The sequence below is a fragment of the Acinetobacter sp. AOR14_HL genome (assembly GCF_027855175.1).
GTDB lineage: Bacteria > Pseudomonadota > Gammaproteobacteria > Pseudomonadales > Moraxellaceae > Acinetobacter > Acinetobacter calcoaceticus.
In genome coordinates this window covers 503185-521498 of record NZ_JAKTII010000003.1, presented here as the reverse complement: position 1 = coordinate 521498, position 18314 = coordinate 503185, and the positions used below count along the sequence as shown (strand labels likewise).

Here is an 18314-nt window from a genome sequence, read left to right as displayed (position 1 = left end):
ATTAACAAAGTTATTTTTAGCTCTATGAATTATTTGGCCAAATGTGGGAGAGAAGGTATTAGTTCGAGTGCTGAATATTATGCAAGGCCAGCGTTATATTGAAATCTGTGAGCGCAATCCTAGCCAGGAACAATTTTTCTATGGCTGGATTGCTAACCGCGTTTCGTTATGAGGGTTCTGCTATTGGGATGCACAGAGTCTTGGCATTACACCTACTAAGGCTCAAAAATTGATTAATAATCAAGGGTTATGAATTTAAGATTGTGATATTCTCTTCGCACCAATGGGGAGTGAATTATGAGAATTTTTTTATTTTTTATACTAACTACAACAGCTTTTTTGAGCTATGGTGCAGAAACAAAAGTTGATAAGGAATTTTTAAATTCGGGATTAATAGATAAAAACTATAGGTATAAAAATATTGCAGACGCAGCAACTTTCTTCAAGCAATTAGCAAATAGAGAGTCACTTAGTTTGCCAGTAATGCTTAATAGTGATGAAGAAGTAGTATCAATGATGGCGACACCATTTCAAGTTATCTACTCTTATAGAATACACAGGAAGCTTGATAACAATAGTTTGAAAGTGGTTGCGCAACTGTATAATAATCCCAAGAGAATTTCTGAATTATGTCGGCAAAACTATATTCATGAATTTCAAAGAGCAAATAGCTATGTTATCAAATTTATCTATTCAGATCTCAATGGCAGACTTATTACAGAGACTAGATTAGATAAGGAAGTTTGCAATCAATAATTAAGTAGTTCATAAAAAAGCACTCTAGGGTGCTTTTTTATATCTACATATCTTATTAAAAGTTCTTTTGTTTCTTCATCAAGCGATTTTATTTCTATATTTTCAAATTTGTTGTTGTACAAACTCTTTAAATTTTCTATAGGTGTGTTATAGAAGAGCATAAGCTCGATTTTTCTTAAAATTCGATGGATTTCGTTAAATAGGTAGACGATGATCGCACTTTTGGAAAAGGATTTCAGCCCGTCTGAGTTCACCTTGTTTTCTGAAATATTATGGAAACTTGGCTCAGGGAAAGGGCAATACAATTTACGTGAAAATATCATTGCAGATATTGCCATCTTGTTGCGGGCTGATTTTGCCGCATCTTATATTTGGGATTCAACGCATAACTTATCGAAAGAAGGTGTGATATGGAAAATCGACCCAAAAGCGATGCTGGACTATGAGTGTATTTGGCAATTTGATGACCCCATTACTGCACAGCTTCATAAGCTCCAGAAACCAACATTTGTAAACGAGGTCATGCCTCTGGCAGACCTGAAAAAAACAGGCTATTACAATGAGTTTTTAAAAACTTATGGTTTGTATCACGGTATAAATATTTATTTTGTCCGAAATGGTATAGATATTGGCGATTTACGTATTTGGCGTGCAAAAGACGCTGACATGTTTGGGGAGCGTGAAAAAAGAATATTAAGCCTGCTTGAACCTTATTTTACTCAAGCCTTACCACTAGATTTATCAACACAATATGGTCTGACTCCACGTGAACAAGAAGTGGTTCGTTTGGTCTCTAAAGGTTTAAGTGATAAACATGTGGCGAATTTACTTGGCATTAGCTTTACCACTTTAAGAACCCATCTAAACAATTCTATGAGAAAAATAGGCTGCAATAATCGCACTGAAATGGCTTTATTGATTCAGCATTAAAACAAAGCAATCCTCAATTTTGAGGATACGAATGAATGAGCAATTTGTACTAAGTTCTTAAAATCGCAACTTAAATGGATTTTAAGTCATCATGTCAAATGCAGTGGAAAAAAATAATTGGATTGAATTACAGGGTTTAGCAAATGCTTCAGTAGATGTCATCACTAAATTGATTCATGAAAGAAAAGTGTCTTGCGAAGAACTTGTTCATCATTACTTCGCGACTATTGAAAAACAAGAGTCTTTAAATGCTTTTATTAGCACAGATAGAGCTTCAGCAATTCAACAAGCTCAGTATTGGGATGAATATTTACTTAGTGGAAAGCCATGTCCGGCTTTGATGGGCATTTTAATTGCGGTTAAAGATAATATTCATGTTGAAGGTTTCCCTAACAGTGCAGGCACACCAGCTTTAGCTCAATTTAAGCCTCAAACCTCTGCACCGATTATTCAAAAGCTCATTGATCACGGTGCGATCATTGTTGGTAAAACCAATATGCACGAATTAGCCTTTGGGGTAACAGGCTATAATACTGCCATGCACATTGAAGGCGTTGTAGGTACACGAAATGCGGTAAACCCGTTACACATTGCTGGCGGGTCCTCTTCAGGTAGTGCTGTGGCTGTTGCCGCGGGAATGGTTCCGATTGCGATTGGTACAGATACTGGCGCTTCGGTTAGATTACCGAGTGCTTTAAATGGTTGTGTCGGTTTTCGTCCAACGGTAGGACGATATTCACAAGAGAGTATTACCCCAATTTCACATACTCGCGATACCGCTGGCCCGATTGCACACACAATATCTGACATTATCTTAATTGATCAGCTTATTACTCAAGAGCCAAAGAAAGAACCATTACAGCCTCATCAAATTAGACTCGGAATCAATCCATATTTTTGGAATCATTTAGATGAAGACGTTCATCAACAAGCTCATATTGTACTTGGTCTTTTAAAAGAGGCGGGAGTCGAAATTATTAATGTCGATATGCCAAATTTAGAACAACTCAATCACGCTATTTCATTTCCAGTGGTTGTCTATGAAGGTAAATATGACCTTATTCAATATTTAAAACATCATCATATAGACCTGACCTTAGAGTCGGTGATCGATCAGATCTCAAGCCCAGATGTACATGCACTTTTTAAACAGAATATTCTTCCCCAATTAATTCAAGATCAGACTGGTCAACTTGTTCCTGTTTTACCTTTCTATGAAAAAGCCATCAGTGAAGCTCGTCCACAATTGCTGGAACTCTATCAAAACACATTTAAAGCGCATAACTTACATGCTTTATTGTTCCCAACATCAGCCATCGTTGCACCACTAGTAAACGAGCAAGTCAGTTCAATTGAAAATTTCCAAACATTAATTCGAAATACAGACCCCGGCAGTAATATCGGATTACCTGGACTGAGTTTACCCATTGGAAAGGGGGCGAAATCGCAACTACCAATTGGTTTGGAGATTGATGGTTTACCTCATCAGGATAGTGAAATACTTGCGATTGGAGAGACTTTAGAAAAAATTTTTAGGGTTTTAAATAAGTAAAAAAATAAACTGATAATTCTCTATTTTTTAAATAAAAAAGAGTTAAAAGTAACTCTTTTTTATGATTAATTTTATTTGTTAATAATGCTTAGTTTCTTGAAAGGATGTTGGCTTGGGCTTAGAATTTCTCTGCTATTCCACTTAATATAGTTAATCATAAATTTATTGAAATACATCTTTAATAAGTTTTGTTTAACTATTTTAATAAATAAGAACATTTATATTTTATGTTTCTATAAATATTATAAAACTTATCTATAACTCTTTTTAAAATTACACATTACCTTAATTAATTCTACATAAGTACTACAAATTGAAGGCTGATTTTTAATATGGATTCAATGAATTTTCCTGTCAATTAATCACTTTAATAAGAAAAATAATTACTTTAAGTTATTGATTAAAATTAATAAATTAAATTTTTAGATAATAGGTTATAAATGGAAATTTCAAAAAATATAAAATTACATAATTTTTAAACATATTTTTTATAGCATGCAATCTATTGGCGTAAATAGAAAAAATATATGTCAAAACGGTCAATGATATTTAATAGATTTAAGAATCATAATTTGCACCAAATTTTACGCTGTCACGATTCATTGAATAAACCAAGTGAAAAGTTACGTAAAAAAGACGCTAATAGTTTATTGGTGTAAATAAAAAATCGAATATTACAAATAAACGGAATGAATATGGATAACGTAGCTCAGCTAGAAACTGATACTAATTTCCAAAGTCGAAAAAAGATAACTTGGGGTGTTTTTAGTGTCCTGCTGTTATTTTTAGTCGTGGGCATTATATATTATTTTTTTGTATACCGATTTTATCAATCTACTGATAATGCTTATGTGCAGGCTGATGTCACTTGGGTGATGCCAAAGATTTCAGGCGAAGTGATGGAGTTATTAATTAACGATAATCAGTTTGTAAAGAAAGGGGAAACTTTAGCTGTCTTAGACCATCGTGATTACCAAGCCCGTTACGATCAAGCTAGCTCTGTTGTGAGCTTAAAAGAAGCAGCGCTAGGCGTACAACAACAAAATGAAAAGTCCGCTAAGTCCTCAATTATTGAAGCAAATAGTGGCGTTGTTGCGGCACAAGCAGACTTATCTCGCTTAAGAAAAGATTTTGAACGTTACCAAGATTTATTAAAAGATGGGGTAATTACGCGTCAAAACTTTGAAGGGGTTCAATCTCAGTATTTAACTGCTCAAGCACAGCTAAGTAAGGCGCAGGCTGCCGTAAATGCAGCAGAAGCTCAGTTGGGTAGTTTACAGGCCAGTAGAGCGCAGCTTCTGGCAGATATTCAAAGTGCCAATGCAAACTTAAATCTTTATCAAATTGATTTGGCTTCATCAAAAGTGGTGAGCCCAGTCGCAGGGAAAATAGGAAGCCTTGCAATCCAGAAAGGTTCGCGTGTTTCTCCGCAAACTCGCTTAATGGCGATTATTCCTGAAAATAGTTTGTATGTACAAGCGAACTTCAAAGAAACTCAAATTGAAAAAATGCATATTGGTCAGAAAGTTAAATTAAAACTTGATGCTTACCCAAGCCTGACTTACAGCGGAACAATTGAAAGCTTTTCTCCAGCCTCTGGTGCAACTTTCTCACTGATGCCACCAGACAATGCCACAGGCAACTTTAACAAGGTTGTTCAACGTATTCCTGTACGTATTGCCATAGATTCAAGCCCGCATATTGATCTTATAAAACCCGGAATGTCGGTTAGCGCTACGGTTGACCTAAGAACTTAATAATAAAATTTTTAGGTAATAAGAAATGAATAAGTATATTGACGCTGAGTGGAAGTTTCCCGCAAAGACGGCTTGGGCAATTTTTGCTGCCATGATTTTTGGCAACTTCATGGCGATTCTTGATATTCAGATTGTGGCGAGTTCTTTAAATGAAGTTCAAGCCGGCATGAGTGCAAGCCGCTATGAAGTGACTTGGGTGCAAACTGTTTACTTAATTGCCGAAATTATTGCGATTCCAATGTCGAGTATTGTCTCACGGGTGCTTTCAACACGGGTGTATTACACCATCTGTGCAATTGGCTTCACCATCAGTTCTTTACTTTGTGCGTTGGCATGGAACTTAGAAAGTTTACTGGTTTTCCGTGGCATTCAAGGCTTTATGGGCGGCGGGATGATTCCAACCTCTATGACGGCATTGTACTTACTTTTCCCTGAACCAAAACGCTCATTGCCTTTGGTCATGTTTGGAATGATCAGTACCTTAGGTCCAGCCATCGGCCCAACCATTGGCGGTTGGTTAACCAATAACTTCTCATGGCACTGGATGTTCCTGATCAATATTATTCCGGGCATTATCATTGCTACGGTGATCTATTCGGGTCCAAATATTGACCGTGCGAATCATTCACTCATCAAAAGCATGGACTGGTTCAGCCTCATTGGTATGGCGATGTTTTTGGGTGGGCTTGAATATTTCCTTGATGAAGGTGCACGGCATGACTGGCTTGCCGACACAGGTGTTCGGATTGCTTTTATGGTCTGTGTTGTGGGCGGCATGATTTTCTTCTCTAGAAGTTTTACCCAACCAAAACCATTGCTAGATTTATCCGTATTTAAAAATAAAAACTTCACCTTAAGTGCTATCACAACTTTTGTGATTGGTATGGCGCTCTATGGCTTGGGTTACATGATTCCCGTGTTTCTGGGGCAAGTCCGTGAAATGAACAGTAGCCAAATTGGTCACGTCATGATGGTGACAGGTATTGTCATGTTCTGCTTTGCGCCGTTTCTTGCATGGCTCATTCCCAATTTTGATACCCGCAAAACTGTGTTTATTGGAATGATTCTGGCTGGTTTTGGTGTATGGCTCAATTCTCACCTCAGCATTCACAGCGATTATGACTTTATGTTCTGGCCGCAAATTTACCGTGGTATTGGTCTCATGATCTGTCTGATTGTGGTTTCACATTTAGCCATGAGCACTTTGCCACTGAGTAAAGTTGCCGACGCCAGCGGTATTTATAACCTGATGCGCAATATTGGCGGAGCGGTTGGACTAGCGCTGATTAACTCATCATTAGATTGGCTTACTGCGCTGCATGTCACCCAGATTAATCAGTCGATGACCCCGCAGAATTGGATCTTTACAGAAAGACTCGATCAGCTCACGGCGCAATATCAAGAAGTCGGCTCAAATGCACAGCAAATTGCGCTCAGTGTGATCTATCGTGACATTCATTTTCAAGCGCTTACATCTAGTTTTAATGATTTATTACGCATGCTCGCAATCATCATGTTTGTGACCGCCTTTTTAACCATCTTTATGGATCGGGGGAAGAAAATGAATATGTAGCTATTTAGAAATAAAGGGCAGCTTTCAAAGAATGAAAAACAATAGGGCATATCAAAACGTATCCCTTCATAGAAAAAGAACATTTTTATGAGTTTTCTAATATCGGTAGATGAGATCGGAAAACTCGCAAATTAGAGGTGGAAGGTTAAAGGATTATGATTAATACAACGTATAAATTGATTTCAAAATTGAACCTGAAAAACACGACTTATGGTCAATATTTTGAAAAAGAGCAAATCGATACAGAGCGATTAAAAGTGATGTATTCCATTTACGAACAGTATTATGAAAATACGAGATTTTCTATTTTCGTAGATGATTTTAAAAATAAAAGTGGTGCAATCTTAATTTTTGACTCGGAAACAGATGAGATTGTGGGGTTCTCAACCGTTGTTGTGCAGCACTTTTACTTAAACGGTAAGGACTACACCGTGTTATTTAGTGGTGATACTGTCATTTTGAAGAAGTTTTGGGGTACACGTAGTCTGCAAAGTACCATGCTCAAACTCATGATCAAGCTTCGGATCAAATATCCATTTAACGAGCTCTATTGGCTACTCATTTCTAAAGGCTATAAGACCTACTTATTACTCGCCAATAACTATTATGTGTACTACCCAAACATTAAAGATGAAAACCAGCATCTCTCGGAAGTGGTCGAGCACTACTGTGAGAAATTCTTTGGGGAATACTACGACCGTGAAGCTGGCTTACTCAACTTTGGTGATGACTATCAACCATTAAAAGGTGAAGTCGCACCGATTACTGCCGAAATGAGACAGAAGAACCCAAATATTCATTTCTTTGAGCAGATGAATCCAACATGGAGTGCGGGTACGGAATTACCGTGTATTGGTCGATTAGGCTGGAAAGATATTGCCCGTTTCCCAGTAAAGCTCATGACTAAACCTGCAAGTAAGGGAAGATGTGAAGCACGTAAAACGTCGAAAACAAACCGTAGAGAGGCCATCCAATGAAATCTAATGAATGGCTGACTTTGGGTTCGCATCTGATTTTAAAAAAATGGTGTGATGCATCTGATCGTAATTTTCAAAAACAGTTTAATGCGTTAGAAGCGACACAACGTCAAATCCTGCATTCGATTTTACAGACCTCTACGTTTGCTAAAGATAAAAAAGTTCAAAACTATGAGCAGTTTGTAAAATCATTTCCTGCAACACGTTATGGCGCATGGCGAGAAGACATTCAACGCTACCGTGAACAAAAGCTCTCACTATCTAGCAGTAAACTGGTTCGTTTCCAGCCGACCAGTGGGTCGAGTGAACAAATTAAGTTTATTCCATATACCAAACTGTTTTTAGATGAGCTTGACCATGCGATTGCGCCGTGGATGGCAAGTCTATACCGTAAATGTCCGCAGCTTAGTTCGGGAACACATTACTGGTCGGTGTCATGGTTACCAGAAAGCCAGCGTGAGGTTTTAAAAGATAAAAACCTAAATGATGATAGTGCGCTACTAGGTGTAGGTAAGCGAATTTTATCTAAATTTACCCAAGCGGTTCCAAGTAATGTTGCATTTGCAGCCAATGCCGACGATGCACTCTTTGCCACCATTTGCTATTTGGTGGCAAACCGTAACTTAGCCATGATTTCGGTGTGGAGTCCAACTTTTGCGTTGCAATTGCTTGAGCGTTTGGAGTTACTACAACAAGACGTGATTGAAGTTTTACAAAGTGGTTTATGGGGCAATCGTCAGGCTTCATTAAAAGAAGTGACTGCACCGCATAGTCCTGAAAGCGCTCAAGCCTTAATTGACAGTTCAAACGGCGAACAGATCGACTTCAAACAGCTATGGCCTAAGTTAAGTTTAGTGTCGAGTTGGGATACAGCTGGTTCAAAAGCTTGGGCCGAAAAATTAAAAGAGAAATTACCCAGTGTTCAGTTTGAAGGAAAAGGTCTATGGGCGACTGAAGGTGTAGTGACTATTCCCTATAATGACCAATACCCATTGGCCTATCAAAGTCACTTCTATGAATTTGAATATTTAGAAGGCGATAAACAAGGACAAATTATTCCATCGTGGCAGCTTAAACAAGGTGATGTGGTGAGCCCACTCATTACATCGGGTAATGGCTTGCTTCGTTACTGTATGGATGATTGTTTACGCGTGACTGGCTTTATAGAGCAAATCCCGTGTTTTGAGTTCCAAGGCCGCCGTTTTGGTGTAGATCTGGTCGGTGAGAAACTCGCACCTGAAACTGCTCAGCAATTATTGTCGCAGTTAAATGAAACCGAATCGAAAGCGATTTCTTTACTGGCGATTGATACAGAGCAACACGTTAAGCCGTTTTATTGCGTGCTTTTTGAAGGCGAAATCCATCACAGCATTAACAATGAATATATCGACAGTATCTTGCGTCAAAACTTCCATTATGAACTTGCGCGGAACTTGGGACAGCTCGACCAGCCTCAAATTCGCCAAGCCAATAATGGGTGGAATGCCTACAAAAAACTGGTCATGTTTGATGGCATTATCGAAGGCAATATCAAGCCTGAGCCACTCAAAAAAGTTACCCTGAATAGTTTGGAACAACTATGAAAGGGATGAAGCCATTTAATACTCGGTTTTTAACACTTCGACATGCCTTCTATCTTGGCGTGTTGCTTGTGTCGAATACACATGCCATGACTTTAGACGAGGCTTTGTCTGCCAGCTTAAGACATGAAAGTCAGCTTGAGGTCAGCCGTTTAAGCGTGAATCAATCCACCGCTATGCTCGAACAGGCCAAGCAACGTGATGGGCTCAAAGTCAATTTAGTCGGGCAACTGGACTATGAAAGAATAGATACGCCTTCACAAGTCCTGTTTCCAACTGAAGGAAACCGTAAAGGTCGAAGTTTGCAATTGCAGGCGGATTATCCGATTTATACCTCTGGACGGCATCGTTTAGGAATTGATGTTGCCGAAAGTCAGCTTTCAGCCCAAAACCAAGGTTTGTCAGATCAAAGATCGGAAACTATTTTAAATACTGTGATGGTCTATACCGACGTATTAAAAAAGAAAGCGATTTTAGAACTCAGACAAAAGACCATGGCAAATCTGCAACGGTCATTATATGAGTCAAAGCGCCGTTTTGACGTGGGTATGATTACCCGTGCAGACTTGGCTCAGGTTCTGGCACAAGTTGCCCAAGGTCAAGCCGATATTACACAGGCTCAATCTAATCTGACCGTAAGCGAAGCACAGTTTTACCAAGTGACGGGTGTAACGCCTGAAAACCTTATTGCCATTAAACAACTACCTACTATTCCTAATGGGTTAGATGAAATTTTGGCTCAAACCAAAAATCATCCAGCTTTAATGCGCAGTAAATACGAAAAGCAAGCTGCCGAGAAACAATACGCTTTAACTAAGCGTGAACTGTGGCCAACAGTGATGCTGACCACTCGTGCCGGAAAGCAAGATGAAGCAAGCTATATTGGTTCGGAAAGTAATAATTATATGGTTGGGGTGCAGCTCAATGTACCGCTCTATGACGATGGTTTAAATCGTGCCAACGTTAAAAAAGCACAGGCCGATATAGATTTGGCTAACCAAAAAACGCGAAGTCTTGAACTGGACTTGAATAAGCGTACACGCACGAGCTATGCGCAGCTTCAAACCATTCGACAAAATAAAGAAGCACTGGCAAATGCCATAGAGGCAGCGTCGATTGCCTTTGTCTACACACGTAAAGAGTTTGATGTCGGCACCAAAACGACATTTGATTTGCTCAATACCGAGCAGAAGTTACTTGATGTCCAAACTCAAAAAACTGTGAATGACCAAGACGAAGTGGTGTTTGTCTATCAGTTACTCGATCAAATGGGGCGTTTAAATAACTTGGTTCCTATACAGACCGCACAACAGGTGAATAATGAATAAAACAAATCCACCACTTGCTGATAATACCCTGATTACACGAGAAGCAACTTTGGCAGATGATCAGGCTTTAAGAGATTTGATCGCCGTACCTATGACCACCAAAGGCATTCAAATTAGCTTTCAGCGTGAACCCAGTTATTTTAGGGCGTCTGACATTGTGTATCGACATAAATTGCATGTTGTGATTGAAGACACAGAGAGTCAGAAGCATGTTGCTTGTTATAGCAATGGTCATCGCCCATGTTATGTCGATCGGAACGTTCAAAACTTACGATACGCAGGTGATTTACGCGTAGACCACAACTATCGTGGGAAATCACTGGTGAAGGTTCTGGCAAAGCATGTAAAACAGACCATGCATGAACCTAACTATAGCCAAATGATTATTTTTGACGATAACCATGCGGCACGGGCAGCCATCCAAACTGGCAAAACAGGAATGCCTGATTATTATGATGAAGGACTCATCGAGACATTAAGCCTGACCGACACGGGTGCAAAAAGAAAAATCACGGCTTTTTTAAAGCAAGCTAATCAGCGTGATCTTCAAGAGATTCGCACCTGTGTTGCTGAAACTGGACATGTAGAAGCCATGAATCAGTTTATTAGCGACATGGCCGAGTTTTATAACTTTATTCCAGCCTATAACTTTGAAGAACTTGCCCAAGGACATCACTATTTTTCAGGAATAAAACTCTCAGACTTTTTGCTTTATTTTAAGGGCGAAAAACTGGTGGGGATGTTTGGCTTATGGGATCAGCATAGTATTAAGCAAACCAAAATTTTGCATTACAGTTCAGTCATTGGTGTGCTTAGACCTGTTTATAATTTGTTGACTCCGCTAACCAAAGGCATGCGTTTGCCTAAACTTGGCGACTCTATTAAGTACCATGTGTTACACACCTTAATGTGCCATCCACAAGATTTGGCTTTGCATCATAAAATGCTTGAAGATGCCTATAACAAGTCAAAACAGCAGGGCGTTGGTGTGGTGAGTTTTACACTTTCACATAAAGACCCGCGCTATCAGCTAAACCAGTTTTATAAAGGTGAGCGTTTAACAGGAATGCATGGCTTTATTAGTTATGAAGGCGACCCAAGGCCACATTTTGATAAAAACCTGATTCCATATTTAGAGGTTGGGCGTATCTAACTCTAAGATAGGTTCGCCGTAGATCATAAATGCGCAAAAAATTGCTCAATTCTTAAGTCAGTTAAATAGGATTGAGCAAAAATCTTTTTTTTTAAATGATAAATCTTGATTACGTTACAAAATCAAATTGATCGTCTTATATTTTATAAACCTAGCTAATTTGAACTTTTCATTCCAACCTATCTTGGGCTGTTGAAACAATTAACATGGTTTGAAGGTAATAATCTACACGCGGGTGATTATTGTCCTTATGCGAGTTATGCGCATTAAAGGCTGCATCATGAAGTTTCACGACTCGAGCGATCGGATTCGAACTACAACGAATTAAATATTCTTCGCGTGTTTCAGTTTCCCGTTTAGTTAATGCATCAACGGCATCACGGACTTCTTTTCCGAATAAGCTTTCGATTTTGTCTAGAGTAAGAGGTGTGTCTTCAACACTATCGTGTAGAAGGGCGGTAATAATATAGACTTCTGAAAATCGGTGCTTAATTAATGAATTGACCACACCTTTAATATGGTAATCAAAGTAATCATGAGGACCATACTTTTGACCTTGATGCGATTCTTTTGACAATTTCTCTGCTAATTCAACTTTATTTTGAGTCATTTTTTGCTCTTATCACTTTAAGTATATGACGCGGCCTAATTTGTGAGATGGGTCGCTTAAATAACAAGTTTATACTGAATACTCAAATTAGGCATAAGAGTAATTACTCATTTTATTTATTCATTCTTAGTTGATATGAGCCAATCTAGACCTTAAGTTTTTGAAATTTTAAACTTTAACTTAATGATGTAAAGGTAGATTACAAATATTACTTAAGAGTTTCCTTAATTATCTAATTAAATGAAAAACAATAATTATTTAAATATTTTCTAGCCAATTTCACATTGACACTTCAAATATTGGAGATTACCATTTGCGGGCTGGCCTACATTGCCAGTCGGTTGTCGCAGACCGTTTAGTAAAGTGCATCAGATTATTCCTTCTGAGGAGTATTCTTGTGTATATCGATCGTCCCTCGCTTGTTGCGGTAGGACGAGTGAGGGACACCTTCGGGTGTGCTGATTCTTTACTATCAGTCTGCGAACCCTTGCTCGTTCTGCCACCATAATTCTAATGTCTTGGCAGAACTCCATAAATAAGGAGTTGGCTTTGCACATCCATCATTTCTTGGCAACCATTGCCAAAAGCTATAACAACACAGCTTAAAACACTTAACGCAGCTTGATCGCCGTAAGGCTTTTTCAGGCTTTAGCTCGTTATTACTTAAAACTTAGCAACAATTAAAACTTGAGATGTGCTGCGCATAGTCTTTACGGCTTTGCTATGCCTTTTTTCTCCCCAAAGGCCGCGGTTTTTACATCCCATTTATATACAACAATAATTTTTATAGCGGTAAAAATATGCCACATTTAGTTCTCCCAACACGTGCATTACAAGTCGTAAATAAAGCAATTGAGTTATTTCACTACAACGGATTTCATCTGGTCGGCATCGACAGACTTGTGAAAGAGTGTGAAGTTACCAAAGCGACTTTTTATAACTACTTTCACTCAAAAGAACGGTTGATAGAAATCTGCCTGATTGTGCAAAAAGAACGCTTAAAAGAAAAAGTGGTTTCTATTGTTGAGTATGACCACGACACAAACGCAATGGATAAACTCAAAAAGCTCTATCTTTTACATGCAGACCTAGACGGGCTGTATTACTTATTATTTAAAGCCATTTTTGAAACAAAACTGACTCATCCAAAAGCCTACCAAACCGCCGTGCGATATAGAATATGGCTCATCAATGAAATCTATAGCCTGTTTAGAGCACTTAAACCCGATGCTTCCTTTACTGATGCCAAACTATTTTTATATTTAATCGAAGGCGCCATTATTCAGCGTTTAAGCTCGGATCAAGTTAATGAGAGCGTGGTTGAGCTGTTTTTGAGGGGGATGGGGTGAGGGAAAGCACCGTACCCTCAATTAGAGTTTAATTATTGTGGTACGGTTTTCAGATATTTAAATTATTTATGCTAGAAGTCCCAAATCAAGCTTATCTGTCATATTCCTTATGAATGAATGATTACTGGCTAATAGCTCGTCCCACATATCTAAGCAATAATCTAGTGTTTCATCATCTTTATCATTTTCTGCTTGATCATATAATTGTTTAATAACTCTGATGATAGCATCTGTATCCAAATGGCTTACTAAATCTTGAGTTTTTAATTTAAGAATATTTTGAATCATAATAATAATAAGTTCACTAAATTGAGCCATATTCATAGAGCTTTCTTCTATTGAATGTAAAACATTATAAACATTATGATTTAAGGCCTTTGAGTGAACATATATTTCAAAAAACTCACGAGCATATTTTTTCGACCAGAACTTTTGGTTGAAGAATCTGCCCATTTTTTTTAGGATTTCCTCGTTTTCTGAATTAACTAAGATCTCAAAAATTTGTTTCATTTTTGAGTGATCATATCCTTTTGTATCATCGCCCAGAAGTTGGTTAATCACGGAAGCATAGCCAAAAAGGCTTTCATGATTTTTTGATTCGAGTCCTTGCTGCAATTCTTCTTTAAATAAATCATTGAATAACCATCGAGCAAAGATTTGTTTATAACCTTCTTTTCTAACATCTTGATATGGAGAGTCCAGCATTATTTTAACAAGGGTTATAAATGACTCTTTAAATTCACTACTAAATGCATTATTAAAATAGTAATAATATCCATGGCTTAATGTGTTTCTTATATCTTTTTGGCATAGCTTTATAAATTTTTGAAAAGCATAATTACGATCATAATTATACATAGGTAGTAGTAAATCAGCAGTTGCCATTCTTACTGCTGCATGTTCATCATTTAAAGCATTTTCAATAATATATTTGTGAGAAAGTGCGTATTCTTTATTATCCCAGAATTTCTCTGCTAGACCTCGATAAGCTTCTCCTCTTGTACAATTAATAGTATTGCCGAATAAATCATTGCTTGAAATTTCATCTAATTGATTAAGTTGATTTCCTCTATGAATATTCAACTTATCAGGTAGCGGGTCGTCCGCTGACAAAGCAATATCTTCTAGTAGTTTTATATATTTAGGAGATAGTAATTTAACTCTTCCAGAAAGTAGTTTTTGGAGTGCTCGGGAATAATTTGAAGTTGAAAAATGATCGATAACTTGCTCAATTAATTCAATAGGACAAGGAATCCATTGCTCTTTTAGATGCTCTGGAACTTGATCAAGATTATTTTCGCTTAACCCTGAATACAAAGCATCAATATAATCCTGATGAATATTTTTAGGTAAGGCTAAAGCAAATTTTGCAAAACGTTTAGGTTCAGCATTGACAACACTTCTGAAGTTACCTGAAAATTGGTGGATAGTTGCCTCTGTAAAATCTGTTCTAAACTTAGTAGCACTAAATTTATGCGCATCGCTAGTGATAAGTTTTTTCCAAGCCTTGTTAGAGAGCACAAAATAGTTCTTGATTGGTGATCTAACAAATCCTGCTCTTCCAATGGATCTGTGACAAAAATTATCATCCGTGTATTTTTCAAATTTACGACTGAGTACCTGAATCAGTTGTGCGGTTTTATTAGTAAAACGTGATGGATCTAATTTTGGTAATAAAAAGTATTGAGTTTTTCCCCAATAAGGTACGTAGCAGCTTTCGCGTGTAGCCTCTAAATACCATTTAATTTTTTCTAATTCATAATTAGGGGGAAAATAATAAATTGTATTTTCAAGTTGCTCAAAGTTTTCTTGATCACAATGAGGTGAAAATTTTTCTATTAGTTTACCCGCTAATATCCAAACTGGTTCTTCATAATCATTTGCTAATTTGAATGTATGATTTGGGTTGTCTAACAGCCATTTAATTACAAAATCAGCATGATTTATCTCAAGATTAAAAAGGGCATTACCATATATACGATTAAATATTAGATTGAGATTATTTTTAAATGGGGCTAATAGTTGAAAAAGCTCATTAGGTTGTGTAGCCATATTCTGAGAAGCTTTAATGACAAGAGTGAACAAGGCTTTATAGATAAAAGTCTCAAGTGGTGTTCTTGTACCGTAATCGTTAGACCATTTGTATGTATCGTCCATGAGAGGTTCTGCAAAATACTGATCTAAAAAAGGTAAAAAGACCTTTAGAACAGCGTATGAAAGGCTTTCAGCAAGCTTTTCAACACACTCTGTGTCGTAATCAGACCATTCTTCTCTTGAGCTTAGTCTTGCATGTGATTCTTCATTGCACATTAGTTCTAATAGATGCAAAGCTCTAAAAGGATATTTTTTTGTTAAATCATCCCAAAAAATATAATGACTCTTAACTCCAGAATTTATAAGTTCTAAACGGAGATTAAATAATTCCTCCGAATCATCACTCATATTCCAACATAAACAATTGTATATTTTCTGATTCCATTCTTCCGATTGATTTATAAATCTGGATAATTCATTCATCAATAGGTCTGGAGATTTTTCAGCGATTGATCTTAAAAGTTCAAGAGCTTGGGATTGTAGTTCTACATCAGCATCTAGCCAATGACTTAGATGCTGACTTTCCAATAAATATTGCACTAGGGCAGGAGATCCAATACAACTTAATCTTATAAAATGAGGTGCTAGATCAGAATCTACAATAATCTTATTTATAAGCTTTTTAAGGGGAACTTTAAAGTTTTCTATATGCCGTAATGTACTAAAGACCAATGACTTCAAGTGGAAACGGATTTCAGCATGAAAAAGAACTGCCTCAATACAATTACAGAAAGCTCTTTCATCTGCTTCATATAACATTGCGAGTGCATATCTGAGATGTTCTCGTTTTAATAGAGTTTGTTGATTTCTTGAGCCTAATTCCCTTATAAATTCTTCAGCCGAATTAAGGCCAAACGAATATAACTTTTTTCCTATTTCATAATCATAAATGGCTTGATGTCTAAAACTAATTTCTCTATTTTGCTCAGAGAGCAATCCAACAGAAATCATAGCTTTCTTAATTTCTGATGAACCATTTGATAATTGAGTTGATGAAACACTTAATTTGTTAGCTTGATTCATCAAATTTATAATTTCATTGAATAAATTTTCGCTATCTGCTGTAGAAATACCATGACTATCAGTGAGTTGTTTAAATCTATCATCGATGAAAAATTTGATTAAATCTAATTTGGTTGTAAATTTAGGAGCGCACCCTAAATCATTGGCTAGATCCATGTAAATACCTAGCCATAAAGGGATTTTTAAAATATTTTTTTGCTCATTACTCAACTGTTCATATTCTTCAAATTGGCTAATATATGGCTTAATCTGATCTGATTCAAAGAGTTTTAGTTCTATCTGTTTGACATCACTGTCGAGTCCACTGATCCAATTTTTTAGACGTACATCATCTTCGAGCTCAAAGTTTCTTGTCGCCATAATAATTTTTATATGGGCACTAGCATGTTGACGTAGTAAAAGAATTTCCTTAACCATTTTAATACATATATCTAATGCATTTGATGAGTGAAGAGCAGTCCAACGAAGAGCATCTAATTGATCGAGCAAGATGATAATTTCTTGACCCTGTCCATATTTTTGTAAGCAAGAAATAGGAGAATATGGAAATCCTAAATCTTTTCCAAATTGATCAAGATTTTTTTCAGGAACTCGTCTATCTAGTCGAATAGGAAGAACAATAGTTCCAGATCGAACAAAATGTTTTTTTAAATCTAATAAAAATGCACTCTTTCCAACCCCTGCATCAGCTTTAATTATTGTAATTGGGTTATTGTTAACAGTATCTAGTGTAGTACTGAACTCAGCACGTTGAATGTTTTGTCGTGATATTAAATAAGGCTCAATTGAGTGATCAAATTCATCATTTAGCATTGCTAATACAGCGGATATATGAGGATCACCCGGATAGGTTTTAAAGGAAAAGTGGTGGTCTTCTAAATCTGTTTTAAGAATATGAGATGTAATAGGTGTTCTTAGCTTACCGCACTTAACAGGGTAAGTTTGAAGGAAATGAACAAGATGACTAGGAGGTTGATAAACTAATTTTTCAGCTATTAGTGTAAATAATGCATTATCCACATCATCTTCATTAAATTGTGTTACTTCAAAAGCTTTAAGAAATTGAAAAACTTTATCTAAATCATCTGAATCTGACGAGCTTAATCCTAATTTTGTACACAATTCCCTAAATAATTTACGCCGTTCTTCACTAATATTTTGAATTTGATATTTGTAAAAATCAGAGCTTGAACCTGTACTATTTCGAGCACTTTCACAGATATCTTCAAGTAATCTAAAACCAATTCTTGAAACTACCTTGTAAGACTTTGAGCCAGATAGAATGTGTTGAAAACCCTTTGTTAGAAGTTCTTTAGATTGAAGAGTGGAAAGAGACCAAGCATCATCAGAAACATTTCCAATTTTGCATTGATGATGTTCTCTAGATCCATCCAGATTACCAATAATAACATCTACAGCATCTTCATCTGGACCAATAGGTTCTACTTGTACATAAGAAATTTTTTCATCTAATAATTTTAAGAGTTGAAATGCTACCCAAGAAGATTCATAACGATTGCCAATTTTTTCTGCAAGGCCACCTGGTTCTAAAGACACAAACATTCCTCAATTTTTAAAATATTTTTATCATTATAATTTATATATTTTTTTCTAATTTTCCAATAAGTAACG

General features: G+C 36.8%; 12 protein-coding genes and 1 pseudogene. 11 read left to right on the top strand and 2 right to left on the bottom strand.

The annotated features are described in order from the left end of the window. Nucleotides 1–46: 46 nt before the first annotated feature. From MKL38_RS03415 to MKL38_RS03370, 10 genes and pseudogenes are all read left to right on the top strand, one after another. Nucleotides 47–172 (top strand): annotated as a pseudogene (locus MKL38_RS03415) (putative peptidoglycan-binding domain-containing protein); the annotation flags it as partial. A 125-nt stretch (nucleotides 173–297) separates the two neighbouring features. Beyond that, nucleotides 298–756 carry a hypothetical protein gene (locus MKL38_RS03410; protein ID WP_270902491.1) on the top strand — a complete coding sequence of 153 codons (459 nt, stop codon included), beginning with the start codon at nucleotides 298–300 and terminating at the stop codon, nucleotides 754–756. 210 nt (nucleotides 757–966) lie between these two features. Next, nucleotides 967–1686 (top strand): response regulator transcription factor, encoded by a 720-nt coding sequence (locus MKL38_RS03405; protein WP_270902490.1) that lies wholly within the window; start codon nucleotides 967–969, stop codon nucleotides 1684–1686. 91 nt (nucleotides 1687–1777) lie between these two features. After that, nucleotides 1778–3238: an indoleacetamide hydrolase gene (gene iaaH / locus MKL38_RS03400; RefSeq protein WP_270902489.1), complete on the top strand. Its 1461-nt coding sequence runs from the start codon at nucleotides 1778–1780 to the stop codon at nucleotides 3236–3238. A 695-nt stretch (nucleotides 3239–3933) separates the two neighbouring features. After that, complete coding sequence (locus MKL38_RS03395) at nucleotides 3934–4995, top strand: HlyD family secretion protein (RefSeq protein WP_270902488.1); 1062 nt, start codon at nucleotides 3934–3936, stop codon at nucleotides 4993–4995. A 25-nt stretch (nucleotides 4996–5020) separates the two neighbouring features. Beyond that, nucleotides 5021–6568: a DHA2 family efflux MFS transporter permease subunit gene (locus tag MKL38_RS03390; RefSeq protein WP_270902487.1), complete on the top strand. Its 1548-nt coding sequence runs from the start codon at nucleotides 5021–5023 to the stop codon at nucleotides 6566–6568. 188 nt (nucleotides 6569–6756) lie between these two features. After that, a complete protein-coding gene (locus MKL38_RS03385) occupies nucleotides 6757–7545 on the top strand; it encodes a hypothetical protein (protein WP_171252338.1) in 789 nt (262 codons plus the stop codon). After that, nucleotides 7542–9128: a GH3 family domain-containing protein gene (locus MKL38_RS03380; protein ID WP_270902486.1), complete on the top strand. Its 1587-nt coding sequence runs from the start codon at nucleotides 7542–7544 to the stop codon at nucleotides 9126–9128. The genes MKL38_RS03385 and MKL38_RS03380 overlap by 4 nt, the downstream gene beginning before the upstream one ends. After that, entirely contained in the window at nucleotides 9125–10453 is a 1329-nt protein-coding gene (locus tag MKL38_RS03375) for a TolC family protein (protein WP_270902485.1), read from the top strand. Before MKL38_RS03380 ends, MKL38_RS03375 begins: the two co-directional genes overlap by 4 nt. Next, the gene (locus MKL38_RS03370; protein ID WP_270902484.1) at nucleotides 10446–11606 is read left to right on the top strand and encodes a hypothetical protein; all 1161 of its coding nucleotides are present in this window, start codon (nucleotides 10446–10448) and stop codon (nucleotides 11604–11606) included. Before MKL38_RS03375 ends, MKL38_RS03370 begins: the two co-directional genes overlap by 8 nt. Before the next feature lie 169 nt (nucleotides 11607–11775). Here MKL38_RS03370 and MKL38_RS03365 read toward each other — a convergent pair whose 3' ends face one another. Then, nucleotides 11776–12216: an HD domain-containing protein gene (locus MKL38_RS03365; protein WP_270902483.1), complete on the bottom strand. Its 441-nt coding sequence runs from the start codon at nucleotides 12214–12216 to the stop codon at nucleotides 11776–11778. A gap of 800 nt (nucleotides 12217–13016) precedes the next feature. Between MKL38_RS03365 and MKL38_RS03360 the strand changes: the two genes are divergently transcribed. Further along, on the top strand, nucleotides 13017–13565 hold the full coding sequence (locus tag MKL38_RS03360; RefSeq protein WP_270902482.1) for a TetR/AcrR family transcriptional regulator: 549 nt from the start codon (nucleotides 13017–13019) through the stop codon (nucleotides 13563–13565). 66 nt (nucleotides 13566–13631) lie between these two features. Here MKL38_RS03360 and MKL38_RS03355 read toward each other — a convergent pair whose 3' ends face one another. Continuing rightward, nucleotides 13632–18245 carry a hypothetical protein gene (locus tag MKL38_RS03355; RefSeq protein ID WP_270902481.1) on the bottom strand — a complete coding sequence of 1538 codons (4614 nt, stop codon included), beginning with the start codon at nucleotides 18243–18245 and terminating at the stop codon, nucleotides 13632–13634. Between the last annotated feature and the right edge of the window lie 69 nt (nucleotides 18246–18314).